The 14,404-nt window shown below is 70.3% G+C and carries 14 protein-coding genes and 1 pseudogene; 5 read left to right on the top strand and 10 right to left on the bottom strand.

Annotated features, from left to right (window positions below; genetic code table 11):
* Nucleotides 1–35 precede the first annotated feature (35 nt).
* Nucleotides 36–1,366: pseudogene (locus tag ABH920_RS24495) on the bottom strand (MFS transporter).
* A gap of 161 nt (nt 1,367–1,527) precedes the next feature.
* Nucleotides 1,528–2,088, bottom strand: a complete 561-nt coding sequence (locus ABH920_RS24490; RefSeq protein ID WP_370351502.1) for a TetR/AcrR family transcriptional regulator — start codon at nt 2,086–2,088, stop codon at nt 1,528–1,530.
* Between the two features lie 320 nt (nt 2,089–2,408).
* Here ABH920_RS24490 and ABH920_RS24485 point away from each other — a divergent pair, with 320 nt between their 5' ends.
* Nucleotides 2,409–2,747: a hypothetical protein gene (locus ABH920_RS24485; protein WP_370351438.1), complete on the top strand. Its 339-nt coding sequence runs from the start codon at nt 2,409–2,411 to the stop codon at nt 2,745–2,747.
* 55 nt (nt 2,748–2,802) lie between these two features.
* Here ABH920_RS24485 and ABH920_RS24480 read toward each other — a convergent pair whose 3' ends face one another.
* Both ABH920_RS24480 and ABH920_RS24475 read right to left on the bottom strand, forming a co-directional pair.
* Entirely contained in the window at nt 2,803–3,495 is a 693-nt protein-coding gene (locus tag ABH920_RS24480) for a class I SAM-dependent methyltransferase (RefSeq protein WP_370351437.1), read from the bottom strand.
* A 58-nt stretch (nt 3,496–3,553) separates the two neighbouring features.
* On the bottom strand, nt 3,554–3,799 hold the full coding sequence (locus tag ABH920_RS24475; RefSeq protein ID WP_370351436.1) for a Smr/MutS family protein: 246 nt from the start codon (nt 3,797–3,799) through the stop codon (nt 3,554–3,556).
* Nucleotides 3,800–4,041: 242 nt separating this feature from the next.
* On the opposite strand from ABH920_RS24475, the gene ABH920_RS24470 reads away from it, so the two are divergent.
* Nucleotides 4,042–5,079: a glycosyl hydrolase family 18 protein gene (locus tag ABH920_RS24470; RefSeq protein ID WP_370351435.1), complete on the top strand. Its 1,038-nt coding sequence runs from the start codon at nt 4,042–4,044 to the stop codon at nt 5,077–5,079.
* Between the two features lie 73 nt (nt 5,080–5,152).
* Nucleotides 5,153–5,848 carry a type 1 glutamine amidotransferase domain-containing protein gene (locus ABH920_RS24465; protein ID WP_370351434.1) on the top strand — a complete coding sequence of 232 codons (696 nt, stop codon included), beginning with the start codon at nt 5,153–5,155 and terminating at the stop codon, nt 5,846–5,848.
* A gap of 202 nt (nt 5,849–6,050) precedes the next feature.
* Here the strand turns inward: ABH920_RS24465 and ABH920_RS24460 are convergent, their stop codons facing one another.
* Nucleotides 6,051–7,226 (bottom strand): hypothetical protein, encoded by a 1,176-nt coding sequence (locus tag ABH920_RS24460; RefSeq protein ID WP_370351433.1) that lies wholly within the window; start codon nt 7,224–7,226, stop codon nt 6,051–6,053.
* Between the two features lie 113 nt (nt 7,227–7,339).
* Nucleotides 7,340–7,921 carry a hypothetical protein gene (locus ABH920_RS24455; protein ID WP_370351432.1) on the bottom strand — a complete coding sequence of 194 codons (582 nt, stop codon included), beginning with the start codon at nt 7,919–7,921 and terminating at the stop codon, nt 7,340–7,342.
* A gap of 156 nt (nt 7,922–8,077) precedes the next feature.
* Here ABH920_RS24455 and ABH920_RS24450 point away from each other — a divergent pair, with 156 nt between their 5' ends.
* Nucleotides 8,078–8,512, top strand: coding sequence for a DUF6228 family protein (locus tag ABH920_RS24450; protein WP_370351431.1), 435 nt, complete (start codon nt 8,078–8,080; stop codon nt 8,510–8,512).
* 83 nt (nt 8,513–8,595) lie between these two features.
* Here ABH920_RS24450 and ABH920_RS24445 read toward each other — a convergent pair whose 3' ends face one another.
* Nucleotides 8,596–10,986, bottom strand: a complete 2,391-nt coding sequence (locus ABH920_RS24445; protein ID WP_370351430.1) for an FdhF/YdeP family oxidoreductase — start codon at nt 10,984–10,986, stop codon at nt 8,596–8,598.
* Nucleotides 10,987–11,141: 155 nt separating this feature from the next.
* Between ABH920_RS24445 and ABH920_RS24440 the strand changes: the two genes are divergently transcribed.
* Complete coding sequence (locus ABH920_RS24440; protein WP_370351429.1) at nt 11,142–12,485, top strand: DUF2254 domain-containing protein; 1,344 nt, start codon at nt 11,142–11,144, stop codon at nt 12,483–12,485.
* Between the two features lie 112 nt (nt 12,486–12,597).
* Here ABH920_RS24440 and ABH920_RS24435 read toward each other — a convergent pair whose 3' ends face one another.
* The 3 genes from ABH920_RS24435 to ABH920_RS24425 all read right to left on the bottom strand — a co-directional run bounded on the left by ABH920_RS24435 (nt 12,598) and on the right by ABH920_RS24425 (nt 14,396).
* On the bottom strand, nt 12,598–12,780 hold the full coding sequence (locus ABH920_RS24435) for a hypothetical protein (RefSeq protein WP_370351428.1): 183 nt from the start codon (nt 12,778–12,780) through the stop codon (nt 12,598–12,600).
* A complete protein-coding gene (locus ABH920_RS24430) occupies nt 12,777–13,118 on the bottom strand; it encodes a hypothetical protein (protein WP_370351427.1) in 342 nt (113 codons plus the stop codon). Before ABH920_RS24430 ends, ABH920_RS24435 begins: the two co-directional genes overlap by 4 nt.
* Nucleotides 13,119–13,505: 387 nt before the next feature.
* Complete coding sequence (locus tag ABH920_RS24425; protein WP_370351426.1) at nt 13,506–14,396, bottom strand: YwqG family protein; 891 nt, start codon at nt 14,394–14,396, stop codon at nt 13,506–13,508.
* Nucleotides 14,397–14,404 lie beyond the last annotated feature (8 nt).

Genomic DNA, 14,404 nt, shown 5'->3' with positions numbered 1-14,404 from the left:
AGTCTGCTTAGCCTCCGCTTGTCGGACGAACTGACCTACGGCGCCGTCGTCGCCGCGGCTCGCGGGCGCAGCGTGAAGCTGATGCCCAGCGCGAGCGCGGTGATGGCGGCGCCGATCCATGCCGTCGTGGTGAAGCCGCCGTCGGCGGGGAACAGCGCACCGGTCGGGGTGTGCGCGGCCAGCAGCAGGGCGCTCAGGGTGCTGCCGAGCGAGAAGCCGATGCTGCGGACCACCTGGTTGACGCCCATGGCGCTCGCCGTCTCCTGCGCCGGGGTCACCTCCAGGATTACCGCGGGCATGGCCGCCGAGAACGCGCCGACGCCGAGACCGAGCAGCGTCATCGATACCAGCGGGCCGGCGATCGTGCCGCGGGCCACCGCGAACAGCGCGAACGCGGCGATCACGACCGCGGTCGCGGCGGTGACCAGCGCCGGCGCCGACAGATGCTTGCGCAGCTGCGGGCTCAGGCGGCCGGCGACGAAGCCGACGACCGAGAACGGGACGAGGAACAGGCCCGCGGTGAACGTGCTCAGGCCGAAGCCGTACCCTGCGACGCGCGGCGTCTGCACGTAGCGCGTGATGCACGACAGCAGCAGGTACATCCGACGCCGGCCACGAGCATCGCCGCGTTCGCCCCGGCCACCGCGCGATGCCGCAGCAGGCGCAGGTCCACCAGCGGCGTGCTGAGCGCGCGCTCGCGCAGCGTCCAAGCGGCGAGCAGCAGCAACGCCGCGACGACGCCCCCGACCGCCAGCGGCAGATGGTCCTGCCACAGACTCGCCTCGCCGAGGACCAGCAGCAGCACCAGGACGCCGGCGGTGAGCAGGCCGCTGGCCGTCGCGTCCGGCGCCGGGGCGACAGGCTGCCGCGAGGCGGGGAAGAAGCGGACCGCGACGAGCAGCGCCACGACCGACAGGCCGAGCGCGGCGGCGTAGGCGAGGCGGATGCCGCCGACGTCGGTGAGGTAGCCCGCCAGCGGATAGCCGAAGCCGACCCCGGCCGTGGAGGCGACCGAGATCATCGCGATGGTCGAGGCGGCCCTGGCCTGGTCGAGGTGCTCGCGCGCCGAGGCCATCATCAGCGGACCCAGGGCCAGCCCGCACCCCTGCGCCGCGCGTCCGACCAGCAGCGGCCCGAGGGGGAGCGGCAGCACCGTCAGGACACTGCCGGCCACGATCACGCCGAGCGTCGCCAGCACGACGGGGCGGCGGCGCGCGCCGGAGCCGAGGCGGCCCAGGACCGGGGTGGCCACGGCGCCGGTGAGGAGAGAGACGGTGAGCGTCCACTGTGCCGCCGCGAGCGAGACGTGCAGCGTGGTCGCGACGCTGGTGATCAGCGGGCCGCCGACGCTGCCGACGACGGCCATGACCACGCCGATCAGCAGCAGCGCGCGCGGAAGCGGGGTGGCGGGGGATGGTTCGCCGGAGCCGGAGCCGGAGCCGGAGCCGGAGCCGGAGCCGGAGCCGGAGCCGGAGCCGGAGCCGGAGCCCGGGGTCGGCGGGCCGGCTGCTATCGGTGCGGCGGCGGTCATCGGTTGGTCTCGCTGGTGATGTGCGTGAACAGTCCCGGCTGGATCCGGGTCCGCACCCCGAGCGCCCACGGCTCCTCGACCTCGCGCACCTCCAGCGCCGCACCGTTGTTGAGCAGCATGCCGAACGCCAGGAACGTCTTGACCGTCACCGGATCCAGCCCCGTGGTGTCGGCGACCAGCCGCCACATCCCGCCGAAGCTCTCGCGCACGGCGTCCCGCACCTCCGGCTCGCTCGCGGCCGCGAAGCCCTGCAACTGGAGCAGGAGCGCGGTCCGGTCGGCGAGCAGCCCGTTGTACGTCTCACCCATCGCCGACAGCGCCTCCAGCCCGCCGCGGTCCCCGGCCGCCTCGCGCATGGCCCCGGTGAGCTGTTCGAACGCTGATCGCACCACCTGGATGAAGAGGTTCTTCTTCGACCCGAACAACCGGAACACATAGGCCTGCGTGATCCCGGCCCGACGCGCGATGGTCTCGGTCGAAGTGCCGTGCAACCCACCGAGCGCGAACTCCTCGGCGGCGATGCCGAGGATCTGCGCGCGGCGCTCATCGGCGGTCATCTTCGGCGGTGATGGGGGTGCCATGCAGGCATGTTACTACTCACTAACAAGTAACTACGTCGGGGTGCGCACAGCCGCTCGCGGGCGGAGGATGGAGGGAGACGACAAGAGGTGGCGACGCTATGCGAGCCCGGGCCATCGCACTGGTGGTGGCGGTGGGGTGCGCTGCCGGAGGGTGTGCTTCGGCGACGGCCAGTCCGGCGACTCCGCCGAGCAATTCACCCTCCCCGACCTCAACCTCTCCGACCTCAACGCAGGCACCTCCCTCGACGAGCACCGTCACGGTGACTCCCTCGGCCACGCCGACTCCCGCTGTTCCTGTGGTCACGCCGACACCGACACCGACGCCGACGGCCCAGGACCCGGCGGCGGTGGTCTCGGCGTTCTACGCAGCGATCAACGCACAGGACTACGCCACCGCATGGAACTTGGGAGGCGACAACCTCGGCTTCACGTACAGCGCGTTCGCAGCAGGTTTCGCCGGTACGGCCCACGACGTGCTGACCATCACCGGCGAACAGGGCAACACGGTCGACATACACCTCGAAGCCTTGCAGGACGACGGCTCGGCCAAGGTCTACGACGGCTTCTACCTGGTCAGCAATGGTCAGATCACCGAGGGGCGGCTGACCCAGACCGGCACCGTCGGGCCGGGCTGACCTGGCGCGCTCGCCGGCTGCTGTACACGCGGTCACAGCGCTTTCCCCGTGCGCCTCAGACCAGCGGCTGGTGATCGTTTGTCGGCCTGGCCGCAGGCGTCGGCCGCAGCCCCATCGGCGCCCGCCCCGGTGCCGTCCACTCGATCAAGTACCGCATCTGCAACGTCCGGTGCCAGCGGGCCCCGGGCAGCGCCTCCAGCGCCGTCTTCTTCGACTCCGCCCAGGACGGGATGGCGTCGAAGCTCACCGGCATGCCGTCCGGGCCCGACGTGCCGCCGTGCGCGAGGCGGATGGTGTGCATCAGCGGGATCTGCGCTGCCGCGATCAGCCAGTCCAGCGCCGACCGGCTCATCGCCAGGCCGGCCACCGCCAGCCGGCCGCCGGGCTCCAGGAGCGAGGCCATGGCTTGGAGCGCGGGCCCGGGGTCCATGTGGTGCAGCGCGGCGACGGAGGTGACGAAGCTGAAGGAGTGGCGGGGGAGCACGCCGTCGCGGACCGCGGCCAGGAAGTCGGCCTCGACGACCTCGACGTCCAGGCCGGCGGTGCGGCGGCGGGCCTGCTCGGCCATCTCCGGCGACGCGTCCAGGGCCACGACCCACGTGGCGCGCGCGGCCATCTTCTGCGCGAGCAGGCCGTCGCCGCAGCCGACGTCCAGCGCCGTGCGGCAGTACGGCGGCATGGCGCGCACGATGCGGTCGTGGTGCGCGACGTTGTGGTTCCAGTAGGCGTGGTCCCGGGAGTCCGTCACATCAGGTCAGACGACTTTTGATCGCGGAACGGTTCGGGTTGTCGTGTAACAACCGCAGTTACCGGAAGTGCACCAGAATCCGCCCCGCGTTGTTCGGGTCCTCCTCGACCCGCGCATAGAGCCGCCGGAGTTGCTGCTGTCCGAGGAACGCCATCACCCGCCGCTTCAGCGTGCCCGCGCCGCGGCCCGGGATGATCTCCAGGACGTCGACGCCGGTCGCGGAGCAGCGGAACAGGGCCTGCTGGACGGTGCGGTAGATGGCGCGGTCGTCGCGGAAGACGCCGTGCAGGTCCAGGGTCTCCATCGCGGTGGCCTCCCGGGGTCGATGCGCTGGCGCGCCGTCCCACCATATGACCAACGGCGGGCCGGATGTCCTGAAGCTGCGCCTGAGCTTGAACGCCGAACCCTCGACCTGAGGTTGAACGTCGGGCCGCGCCAACCCTGAACCCGATCTTGAACCAGGGTCTTGACCTGCGGCTGCCGTCCCCCTACTGTCGCGCATCAGTTAGTAATCCTTACTGACGAAAAGTCGAGCCGGGAGGGCCCGTGAAGCGCACCCGAACCCGAACCACCCTGGTGGCCGCCGTGGCCGCGCTGGCGGCCGCCGCGTCGCTGTCCGGCGCCACGGCGTCCGCCGACTGCCGGCAGCTGCCGAAGCACATCTTCGCGCCCTACTTCGAGGGCTACACCACCGACAGCCCGGCCGCGCTGGCCGCCGCCTCCGGCAACAAGTACCTGACACTGGCGTTCATCCAGACCCCGGCGCCGGGCTCCTGCGACATCGACTGGAACGGGAACCCGGCCGCGCCGATCGCCTGGTCGCACTACGGCGCGGACATCGCGAAGATCCGGGCGGCCGGCGGCGACGTCGTGCCCTCCTTCGGCGGGTACGCCGCCGACCACGGCCAGGAGGAGATCGCCGACAGCTGCACCGACGTGAACAAGATCGCGCAGGACTACGAGTCCGTGGTCACCACCTATGGCGTCACGCGGCTGGACTTCGACGTCGAGGACTTCTCCGAGTCCAACGCGGCCGGCGTGGACCGGCGGAACAAGGCGATCAAGATCGTCGAGGACTGGGCCGAGCGGACCGGGCGGCGCGTGCAGTTCGTCTACACGGTCGGCACGAACATGACCGGGCTGAACGTGCCCACCGGCGTGAACGTGATCCAGAACGCGGTCGCGAACCACGCGCGCATCGACATCGTCAACATCATGACGTTCGACTACTACGACAACCAGCCGCACGAGATGGCCGCCGACACGGCCACGGCCGCCGCCGCGGTGGTGCAGCAGCTGCGCGCGGTGTACCCGCACGAGTCCGACTCCGAGCTCTACCACCACCTCGGCGTCACCGAGATGATCGGCATCGACGACTTCGGGCCGCCGGAGGTCACCACCCCCGCCGACGCCGTCGCCATCGAGAAGTGGGCCGCGAAGAAGGGGCTCGCGGAGCTCTCGTTCTGGGCGCTGGAGCGCGACAACGGCGGCTGCGTCGGGACCGCCGGCAGTGACGGCTGCTCAGGCGTCGCGCAGAACACGTGGCAGTTCAGCAACACGTTCGAGGCCTTCACGAAGCGGTAGCGCGGTCGGCTTCGACTCACGCGGACGGGCGCCGTGCGGTTGCCTGCGGCGCCCCGCCTGCGAGTCTGGACACATGTCTGAACAACCTCCGGCCGCAGGCCGCCCCCGGGTCCTGTTCATCGTCAGCGCCGCGCACCAGTTGACGATGAAGGACGCCACCCTGCGCACCACCGGCTTCTGGGCCGAGGAACTGCTCGTGCCGTACAAGGCGTTCACCGAGGCCGGCTTCGACGTCAAGTTCACCACCCCGGCCGGCCTGGTCCCGCAGCCGGACCCGCGCAGCCTGAACGCCCAGGACGGCGCCGAGCTGGACCACCTCCCGGACCTGCGCACCCCGCTGGTCCTGGACGACGTCGAACTCGACGGCTACGAGGCGGTCTACGTCCCCGGCGGCCACGCCCCGATGGAGGACCTGGCCACCGACGAGGTCTCCGGCCGCCTGCTCACCGAGGCACTGGCGGCGGGCATACCGGTCGGCACGGTCTGCCACGGCGCGGCCGCCCTGCTCGCCGCCCGCCGCGACGACGGCACCCCGACGATCGCCGGCTACCGCCTCACCGGCTTCACCGACGAGGAGGAGCGCCAGGGCGGCCTCGCCGACAACATGCGCTACCTGCTGGAGGACGAGCTGGTCGAGCGCGGCGCCGACTTCGTCGAGGGGCCGGCGTACCAGCCGCACACCGAGACCGACCGGAACCTGCACACGGGGCAGAACCCGCAGTCTTCGGCGCAGATCGCCGCGGACATGCTGGAGGCGCTCGGGAAGTAAGTACCTCGAATCGAGGTACCTCGACACCGAGATACCTCCGCGTCGAGGTATCTCGGTGTCGATGTACTTCGGTGTCGGTGTACCTCGGTGTCGAGGTACCTCTGTGTCGGTGTACCTCCGAGTACCTCCGAGCCGAGGTGCTGAAGTCGATGTGCTGAGCCAGCTCCCGGCTGCCCTCAGTACCCCAGCACCGCCGCCACCCTCAGTACCGCAGCACCGCCGCCACCCCGGCCGCGTCAGCCAACGTCTCGTCCGGCACGAACACCACCAGCGCGCCGCCCTCCACCGCGTTCTCGACCAGCAGCTCGACGATGTCGGTGGCCACTCCGGGCTCCGGCGGCTCGAAGTCCTCCTTCGGCTGCGGCAGCGTGACCGGCTCCGGGAAGGGCACGGTCGTCAGCTCGCGGCCGTCGCCGCCGACCTTGCCGGCGATCAGCAGGCCCTCCTCGACCAGCAGGCGGTAGACGCGCTTGTCGGCCACGGCCGTCCAGACCTCCGCCGGGCCGCCGACGTACTTGTTCTGCGACCGCGCGTCGCCCAGCTCGCCCACCGCGCGCTCGACCTGCTCGCCGCGGTACGCCTCGATCGTCGGCGCGATCCGCTTGGCCAGGTCAGCCGGGGTTTCCTTGTCCATACCGGTCAGCGGCAGGGTCCCGGCGACCAGGTCACGGTAGATGGTGAGCTCCAGGAAGGCCGCGAGGATCTTGTCGCCGCCGATGACGAACAGCGGCAGCCCGTTGTGCGCCTTCAGCGCCCGGCCGAGGTTCTTGTCGACGGTGCGCAAGTACTGCTTGACGTACTCCTCGTGCGCCTCGTACGGCTGCGCGCGCGGGATCGGCCCCGGCACCGCGTCCTCCGGCGACGGGATCGCCGGCGCGTCGGGAAAGCCGTGCTCCTTCACCTCCCGCAGCCGCGAGGCCGCGCCCCGGAACAGCCGGCACATCTCCTGGTCCAGCACCAGCACCAGGTACGGCCACGACCGCTGTTCGGCCGCGGCCAGATACCGCGTCAGGTACCGGTCGGCGAACTCCACCCGCGGCCGCACCTCGGCGTCCGTCGGCACCTGCCAGACCTGCGTCGGCTCCGCCGCACTGAGGTAGACGACCAGCTCACCGGCGGGCACACCGGGATCAACGAGCTCGGCGATGGCATCCGGCGAGATCTTGCCATCCCGCAGCGCGAGCCGCACATCCCGCTCGACGTCCTGGTCCTCAGCCAGCTGCCGCTGCGCCTCGGTGCACAGCCCGCGCAGCAGGATGCGGTCCTTCTCGCTGAAGGGCGCCTTCGGATCGACCGGCATCACCATGGTGACCGCCGGATAAGGACGCGAGGCGCGCAGCGTGACCAGGGTTTCGGGCGTCAGTTCGGAGATGTCCACCTGGCCACTGTCGCGCCGGTGGACGCCGATGACCTGCGGTCGAATCCATTCGTGTGGTCAGCGGGGTCGGTGGCGGGCTCAGACGGGGCTCAGCCCGGGTATCGGCCGAGGCCTCAGTCGGGGTCGGCGGCGAGCGGCGGGGCGGGAGTGGTTGTGCTCTCCAAGTACTTGGTCATCTGCCACTCGAACACATCGGTGGGTCCCGAGATCGGTATCTCCAACTCGCGCCGAACGGCCTCGTAGAACCCACGCCGGGCCTGGCTCGTGGCCTCGATGGTCTCGATCCAGGTCATGCTGGAGGACCGGCCGAGGGCGAGAGCTTGAAGCTCCGAGGCCATCTGATGCCAGGACCGGGCCGCCTTGATCACGTCGGGGCCTCCGAGCATGAGGACCGCCTCCCACTTCACCGTCCGGTCCTCCCCGGCCGCCGCCAGCAGCGGCAGCCCCTCGGCGGGATCGAGCGGATCATCCTCGGGGTGCACGCCGTTGAAGGCCGCGATCCGCACGATGACGGTGATGAGGTGCTTCAACGAATGCGCGTAGTCGGTGTAGGCGGCGATCCGCCGCTCGTCCCAGCGCACTGATTGCGCCCGCCGCCACCGCGAGCGCTCCGTCGCAGTCGTGCTGAGGTACGTGGCCGCCGCGCCGAACAACACGCCGAGCAGCGCCGGTAGCGCCTGCAGAAACGGGCGCATGCCTCTGTTTCCCCCCTACGATAGGCCGCGGTTCCCCAGCTGGAGGAACCCTGGTCACCGGCCCCGACAAGGTTAGCTCCCCCAGTCCGGGCGCGGCCGCACAGCCGCGGGTGGTCCAGGCCGAGCCGGAGTCGGCGGGCTTGAGACCATGTCTCCGTGAACCGTGAGACTGAGACCTTCGACGAGGTGGCGATCCCGCACCGGTGCGCCGGCGATGTCGTCACGCTCCACGAATGCCGCCGTCCCCACAACGATGCTCTGGTCGTTTTCGGCGTCCGAGTCGATGCCCACGGGTTGTCGGCGTCGATGGGGATCGAGACACTCAACGGCGACGGGCTCGACGCCTTCGTCCAGACGCTCGACAACGACTTCCGGGGGTGGAGCGGCGAACGGGTCTGGACCTCGTCACGAGGTGACCTTGAAGTCCGGGCACGTCATGTCGGCAAGGCGATCCAACTGGACTGGACCCTGCGCTTCCCAGAACCGGTTGAGCAGTCACCGGACTGGGAGTTGACAGTCCACCTCCATGTTGACCCCGGCGAATCGCTCAAGGACCTCAGCACCCGTATCGCGGCGTTCCTCGACGTCTGATGTCAGTCGGCCTCGGCACACAGGGGGATGTCGTACAGCACGCGTACGGCGACCAGCCTCACAGCCTGGTCGCCGTACCCTCCCTATTGTGCCGTGACCGTGGCCTCCGGCGCGCGCGCCGTCACCGTGTTCGAAGACTCCGCGGCCTCCTGCCTCGAGCGCTCGATGCGCACCTTCAGGTTCTTCATCAGCGGCTGGTCGCTCTGCGCGCTGTAGTCCTTGATGCCGACCAGCACGTTCATCTCCGGCATGTACCCGGCCGCGCACCCCCGTGGAATCGCGTACTCGACGGCCAGGAATCCGCGCAGCGTGCGCTTCGAGCCGTCCTTTGACGTCGCCGTGATGTCCACCGGCTCGAACTGCGCGACGCCCCGCTCCCGCATGTCGTCCTTGTTCATGAACACCAGCGTCCGCAGGTTCTTGATCCCGCGGTAGCGGTCGTCGTCGCTGTAGATGGTCGTGTTCCACTGGTCGTGTGAACGCATCGTGCCCAGTGAAAGGGTGCCGGGGGCCGGGACCGCGTCGGGCAGCGGTGCGGCGGAGAACTCGGCCTTGCCCGACGGTGTCAGGAACACCAGCTCGCGCGCCGGCTGCTTGATCCGGAAGCCGAGCGGGAGCCGCACGCGGCGGTTGAAGTCCTCGAAGCCGTCCAGCACCTTCGCCATGGTGTCGCGGATGCGGTCGTAGTCCTCGACGTACCACTCCCACGGCGTCTTCGTCCTCGGCAGCGCGGCCTTGGCGATCCCGGCGATGATCGCCGGCTCCGACAGCAGGTACGGCGACGCCGGCTTCTTCATCCCGACCGACAGGTGCACCATGCTCATCGAGTCCTCGACCGAAAGGTGCTGCACGCCGCCGCGCTGGTGGTCCTTCTCGGTGCGGCCCAGGCACGGCAGGATCAGCGCCTTCCGGCCGTGCACCAGGTGGCTGCGGTTCAGCTTGGTGCTGACGTGGAAGGTCAGCTCGCACTCGCGCAGCGCGTCGTAGGTGTAGCGGGTGTCCGGGGCGGCGAGGGCGAAGTTGCCTCCCATGCCGCAGAACACCTTCACCTCGCCGCGGTGCATGGCCTCGATCGTGGTGACCGTGTCCTTGCCGAACTCCCGGGGCGGGTCGATCTGGCACACCTCCGCCAGCCGGTCCAGGAACTCCGGCTTGGGCCGGTGGTCGATGCCGCAGGTGCGGTTGCCCTGGACGTTGCTGTGTCCGCGCACCGGCGACGGCCCGGCGCCCTCGCGGCCGATGTTGCCGCGCAGCAGCAGGAGGTTGACGATCTCGCGGATGGTGTCGACGCCGTGTTCGTGCTGCGTGATGCCCAGGCACCAGCTGATGACGCTCCGGTCGGCCGTCCGGTACACCTGCGCGGCCTTGCGGATGTCCTGGCGGCTGACCGCCGACTGCCGCTCGATCTCGTCCCAGGAGGTGTCCTGGACCAGGGTGCGGTACACCTCGAAGTCCTGCGTGTGCCGGGCGATGAACTCCTCGTCCAGCGCCTTCGGGTCGGCCTCCGACCACTCCAGCACGGCCTTGGCCATGCCCCGGATCAGGGCCATGTCGCCGCCGATGCGCGGCTGGATGTTCAGGGTGCTGGTCTTCGTGGCCTTGTTCAGCGCCATCTGCACGAACTCGTGCGGCACGATCGTGCGCGTCGCCGCCGCCTCGACCAGCGGGTTGATGTGCACGATCTGCGCGCCGCGGCGGTAGGCCTCGGCCAGCGAGGTCAGCATGCGCGGGGCGTTGGAGGCGGCGTTGACGCCCAGGACGAACAGCGCGTCGGTGCTCTCCCAGTCCTTGAGGTCGCAGGTGCCCTTGCCGGTGCCGAGCGCCGCGGTCAGGGCCCGGCCGCTGGCCTCGTGGCACATGTTGGAGCAGTCCGGGAGGTTGTTGGTGCCCAGCTCGCGGGCCAGCAGCTGGTACAGGAACGTGGCCTCGTTGCCGAGGCGGCCGGAGGTGTAGAAGGCGGCCTGGTTCGGGTCGTCCAGGGCGCGCAGGGTGCTGCCGATCAGCTCGAAGGCGTCCTCCCAGCCGATCGGCACATAGTGGTCGGTCTCGGCGTCGTAGACCATGGGCTCGGTTAGGCGGCCCTGGTCCTCGAGGGCGAAGTCGGTCCACTGTTCGAGCTCGGAGACGGTGTGCGCGGCGAAGAACTCGCGGCCGGCGCGCTTGCGGGTCATCTCCCAGGTGACGTGCTTGATGCCGTTCTCGCAGATGTCCAGGTGGATGCCCTTGAGGGAGTCCGGCCAGGCGCATCCGGGGCAGTCGAAGCCGCCGTTCTCGTGGTTCATCTTCAGGATGGCGCGGGTGCCCTCGCGGAGTTCGCCCTGCGCCAGGAGCACGTGCGTGACGCTCTTGGCCGCGCCCCAGCCGGCGGAGGGGTGGTGGTAGGGGCGCGAGCTCGGCGGGGCGTCCGGGGTGGCGCCGACCGACGGTTCCAGGGGCGGTTCGGGCAGCTTGTCGGCGTCTTCGGAGGGGTTCACGGTGACCACCTTCCACCGGTCGGCAGCGCGCATGCGGGATCGTCCGCCACCCTAGGCCTGCGGCGCGCCGGTCGCATGCCGGAACCGGTGCGCGATCGGCCACCCGGACGGCCTATTGCGCGCGTCCGGATCCGCGCCCCGGGGACATCCCCAGCATGACGCACGTCCAGCTGCGGCCCGGCTGGCGCCGGGAGGCGCTGCGCACCAGCTTGTGGTGGGTGCCGACGCTGGAAGTCGGGGCGGCGGTGCTGCTGTTCTGGGCCGGCTACCTGCTGGACCGGGCGGCCTACAACGGGTCGGTGAAGCTGCCGTCGTGGGTGATCAGCGGGACCGCCGACGCCTCCCGGCAGATCCTGACCGCGCTGGCCGCCGCCTACATCACCGTGGTCGGCGTGGTGTTCTCGGTGATCCTGGTGGCGCTGACGCTGGCCTCCACCCAGCTCGGGCCGCGGATGCTGCGGAACTTCCTGCGGGACCGGGGCACGCAGTGGACGCTGGGCACGTTCGTCGGGACGTTCACCTACGCGATCCTGGTGCTGATCTCGATCGGGCCGGGCAAACACGGCGACTTCGTCCCGCACGCCTCGATCAGCACCGTGCTGGCGCTGTCCCTGCTGGACGTCGGCGTCCTGATCTACTTCATCCACCACATCGCGGTGCAGATCCAGCTGCCGTACGTCATCGCCTCCATCGCCGCCGACGTGGTGAAGGCCATCGACGAGGAGGCCGCACCGCCGCCAGGAGGCCCGCGGCTGGGGCCCTCCCCGCAGGAGATCCTGGCGGCGATGGACGCCGAGCACGGCGTGGTCACGGCCTCGGAGAGCGGATACCTGCAGTACGTCTCGCACTCCAAGCTGGTCCGCATCGCGACCGAGGCCGACGCGGTGATCCACCTGCTGTACCGGCCGGGGCACTTCATCGTCGCGGGCCGGCTGCTGGCAACGGTCACGCCGCCAGAGGCCGCCCCGCGCGTCAAGGAGGCGCTGCGGATGGCGCACCTGTCCGGCCCGCACCGCTCGCTGTCGCAGGACATCTCGTTCGGGATCGACCAGCTGGTGGAGATCGCAGTGCGGGCCCTGTCGACCGCGGTGAACGACCCGTTCACGGCGCTGAGCTGCATCGACTGGATCGGCGACTGCCTGCGTCAGGTGGCGCTGCGCTGGCATCCCCAGGTGGTGCACCGGGACCGGGCGGGGCATGTGCGGCTGATCCGGACGCAGGCCTCGTACGACCGTCTGGTGCGGCGCGGGTTCGAGAAGGTGCGGCAGAACAGCCGGGGGATGCCCTCGGTGATGATCCGCGAGTTGCAGGCGCTGAAGGAGATCATGGCGCAGGCGCCGCGGGCGGAGCAGTACGCGGTGCTGATGGAGCAGGCGGACATGATCAAGGTTGCGGCAGCGGCGTCGATTCCGGAGGCACGGGATCTAGCGGACGTGGTGGGCGTCTATGACGCGCTGGCGGCGCTGCACGAGCGGCTGGTGCGGGAGGCGGGGGACTAGCGCTTGGCCCGGTTTCGTTGGCCTCCCGCAGCTGAGCCTGCCGTTCGGCCGGGCTCGGGGCGTCGGGGTCAGTCACGTTGAAGCCGCAAAGACCTACGGCCAACGTATCGCGTCATCGGCCGCGCGCCGGCCTTCTATGGCGAACTATGGCGAAGCCGAGCGGGTGGAACGGCATGGGGAAAGGGCTCGGTCCCGCATCGACGATGTGCTTCTCGGGTTCGTGCGGATGTTGGTCGGTCCAGAACGGTGCTTCGAACGGCAGCGCTTCCCCGACGTTCTCCACGACGCCGTTCACGCCATCGATTTCGATGGCGCGCAGGAGGGCTCCTTCGCTCCAATCGCGCGGTCAGCGCCTTCAGCGAGGACGCGCTCAGGCAACGCAGGGCCGTTACAGCGCAGGAAGTCCAGCACGCAGATGAGGTCCAGGCCGGGAACGCTGAGTACATAGACAGTGTCTGCCGGCGGATAGGTCGCCTCGGCGAGAGCCTCGCCTCCGGTGGGCTCGACCTGCCAGCCCGGCGCAAGGCGCCGCACGAGCCCTTCGGCGGCGACCGGATCGGAGGTCTCGCCCCGGCGCAGCGCCTCGACGATGTCGCCCTCTGCGAAGGCGAGTATTTCGGTCTTGGCACCCACTGCTTTCGCCCTGCTTTCTCTACCGATCTCCCTCGACCCGGGTCGGAGCTGAGCCCCATGATGTCGGTCGCCACTGACGATGCCATCGCCGAAGGGAGTCGCGGTGGCCGTGCGCGCCGCTGGTGTGCCTCCGGCAGCGGTGCGCCTTGGTGCGCGCGGCGCCGTCCGGTTTCGGACGGCGCCGCCAGGTCCAGCGGTTCGGCCGGGTCCTGGGTGATCGCGGTGATCAGGAAGCGTAGGTTCTCGGTGACGGACCGCCGCAGGCCTGGTCGATCAGTCTCGGCAGTTGGGAGGCGGCCCACGCGGCCCAGGCAGGCGAGTCTGTCGAGTCGTCCGAGGTGGCCGACGGGGAGGACTCCGGGGGCTGCGAAGGTCCGCCTTCAGCCATTACTCGCTTTGCCAGGTGAAGGTGGCCTTGGCGAAGTCGCCGGCGGCCAGGTCCTCGCGCCTGATGAGCCAGTACAGCCGCCCGGTGTCGCCCCACTCCATCGCGGCGCGGCCGTCGCTGTCGACCTGCAGAAGCATCACCAGCTCGTCGAGCAGCTCGCGGCGCTGCGCCTTGGCCGCGTCGTCGTCGCCGGGGGCCACGGCGTGCGAGGCCTCCTTGGTGACCGAGCCGGCCTTGGGCAGGGCGTAGCCGCCGACCCGGTGGTGCGGGGAGTGGTCGCGGCGGAACGAGGTGAGGGCGTCGTAGAAGCCGTCGCCGTCGGCGTCGCCGACCGTCGGGTACTCGGTGTAGTCGTCGTCGGCGGCCGGGTCGTCGCCCGCCTCGCCGAACGCCGCGACCAGCGCCGCGTTCTCGTTGTCCGGGGCGGTCGCTATCAGTTCCCCGGTCAGCATGATGCGCGGGAACGCCTCCAGGCCCTCCGGCGCGGGCCGCTGGGCCACGTTCTCGGTGCCTTCGGGGACGTAGACGACGCGCGTGCCGCCGGTGATGGTGTCCGGGTCCAGGTACTGCACCGCGTCGTCGCCGACGCCGTTGAAGTAGAAGAACAACAGCATCCCGTCGCTCGGCACGGGGATGTCCAGCTCCTGCACCGGGATCTCACCGCAGTCGACCGCCGCGATGAACGACAGCGGCCCGTGCCCCTCCCACTCCGGCCACGGCACGTCCGCCGGCAGCAGGGGCTCCCCGCCGAGGTAGCCCACCAGCGGCTCGCCCTCGTTCTGCTCGCGCAGGTGGAAGCCCGGGCGCAGCAGCTCGATCCACTTCTTGGCGTTCTCCGGGCTGAAGAAACGCCGGCCGGCCTCGGCCAGCGGTGACTCACTGATCTCCATGCGCGGAA

The organism is Catenulispora sp. EB89 (genome assembly GCF_041261445.1).
Lineage (GTDB): Bacteria > Actinomycetota > Actinomycetes > Streptomycetales > Catenulisporaceae > Catenulispora.
Note: the sequence above shows the minus strand (reverse complement) of the source record. Positions and strands in the feature narration are given on the sequence as shown.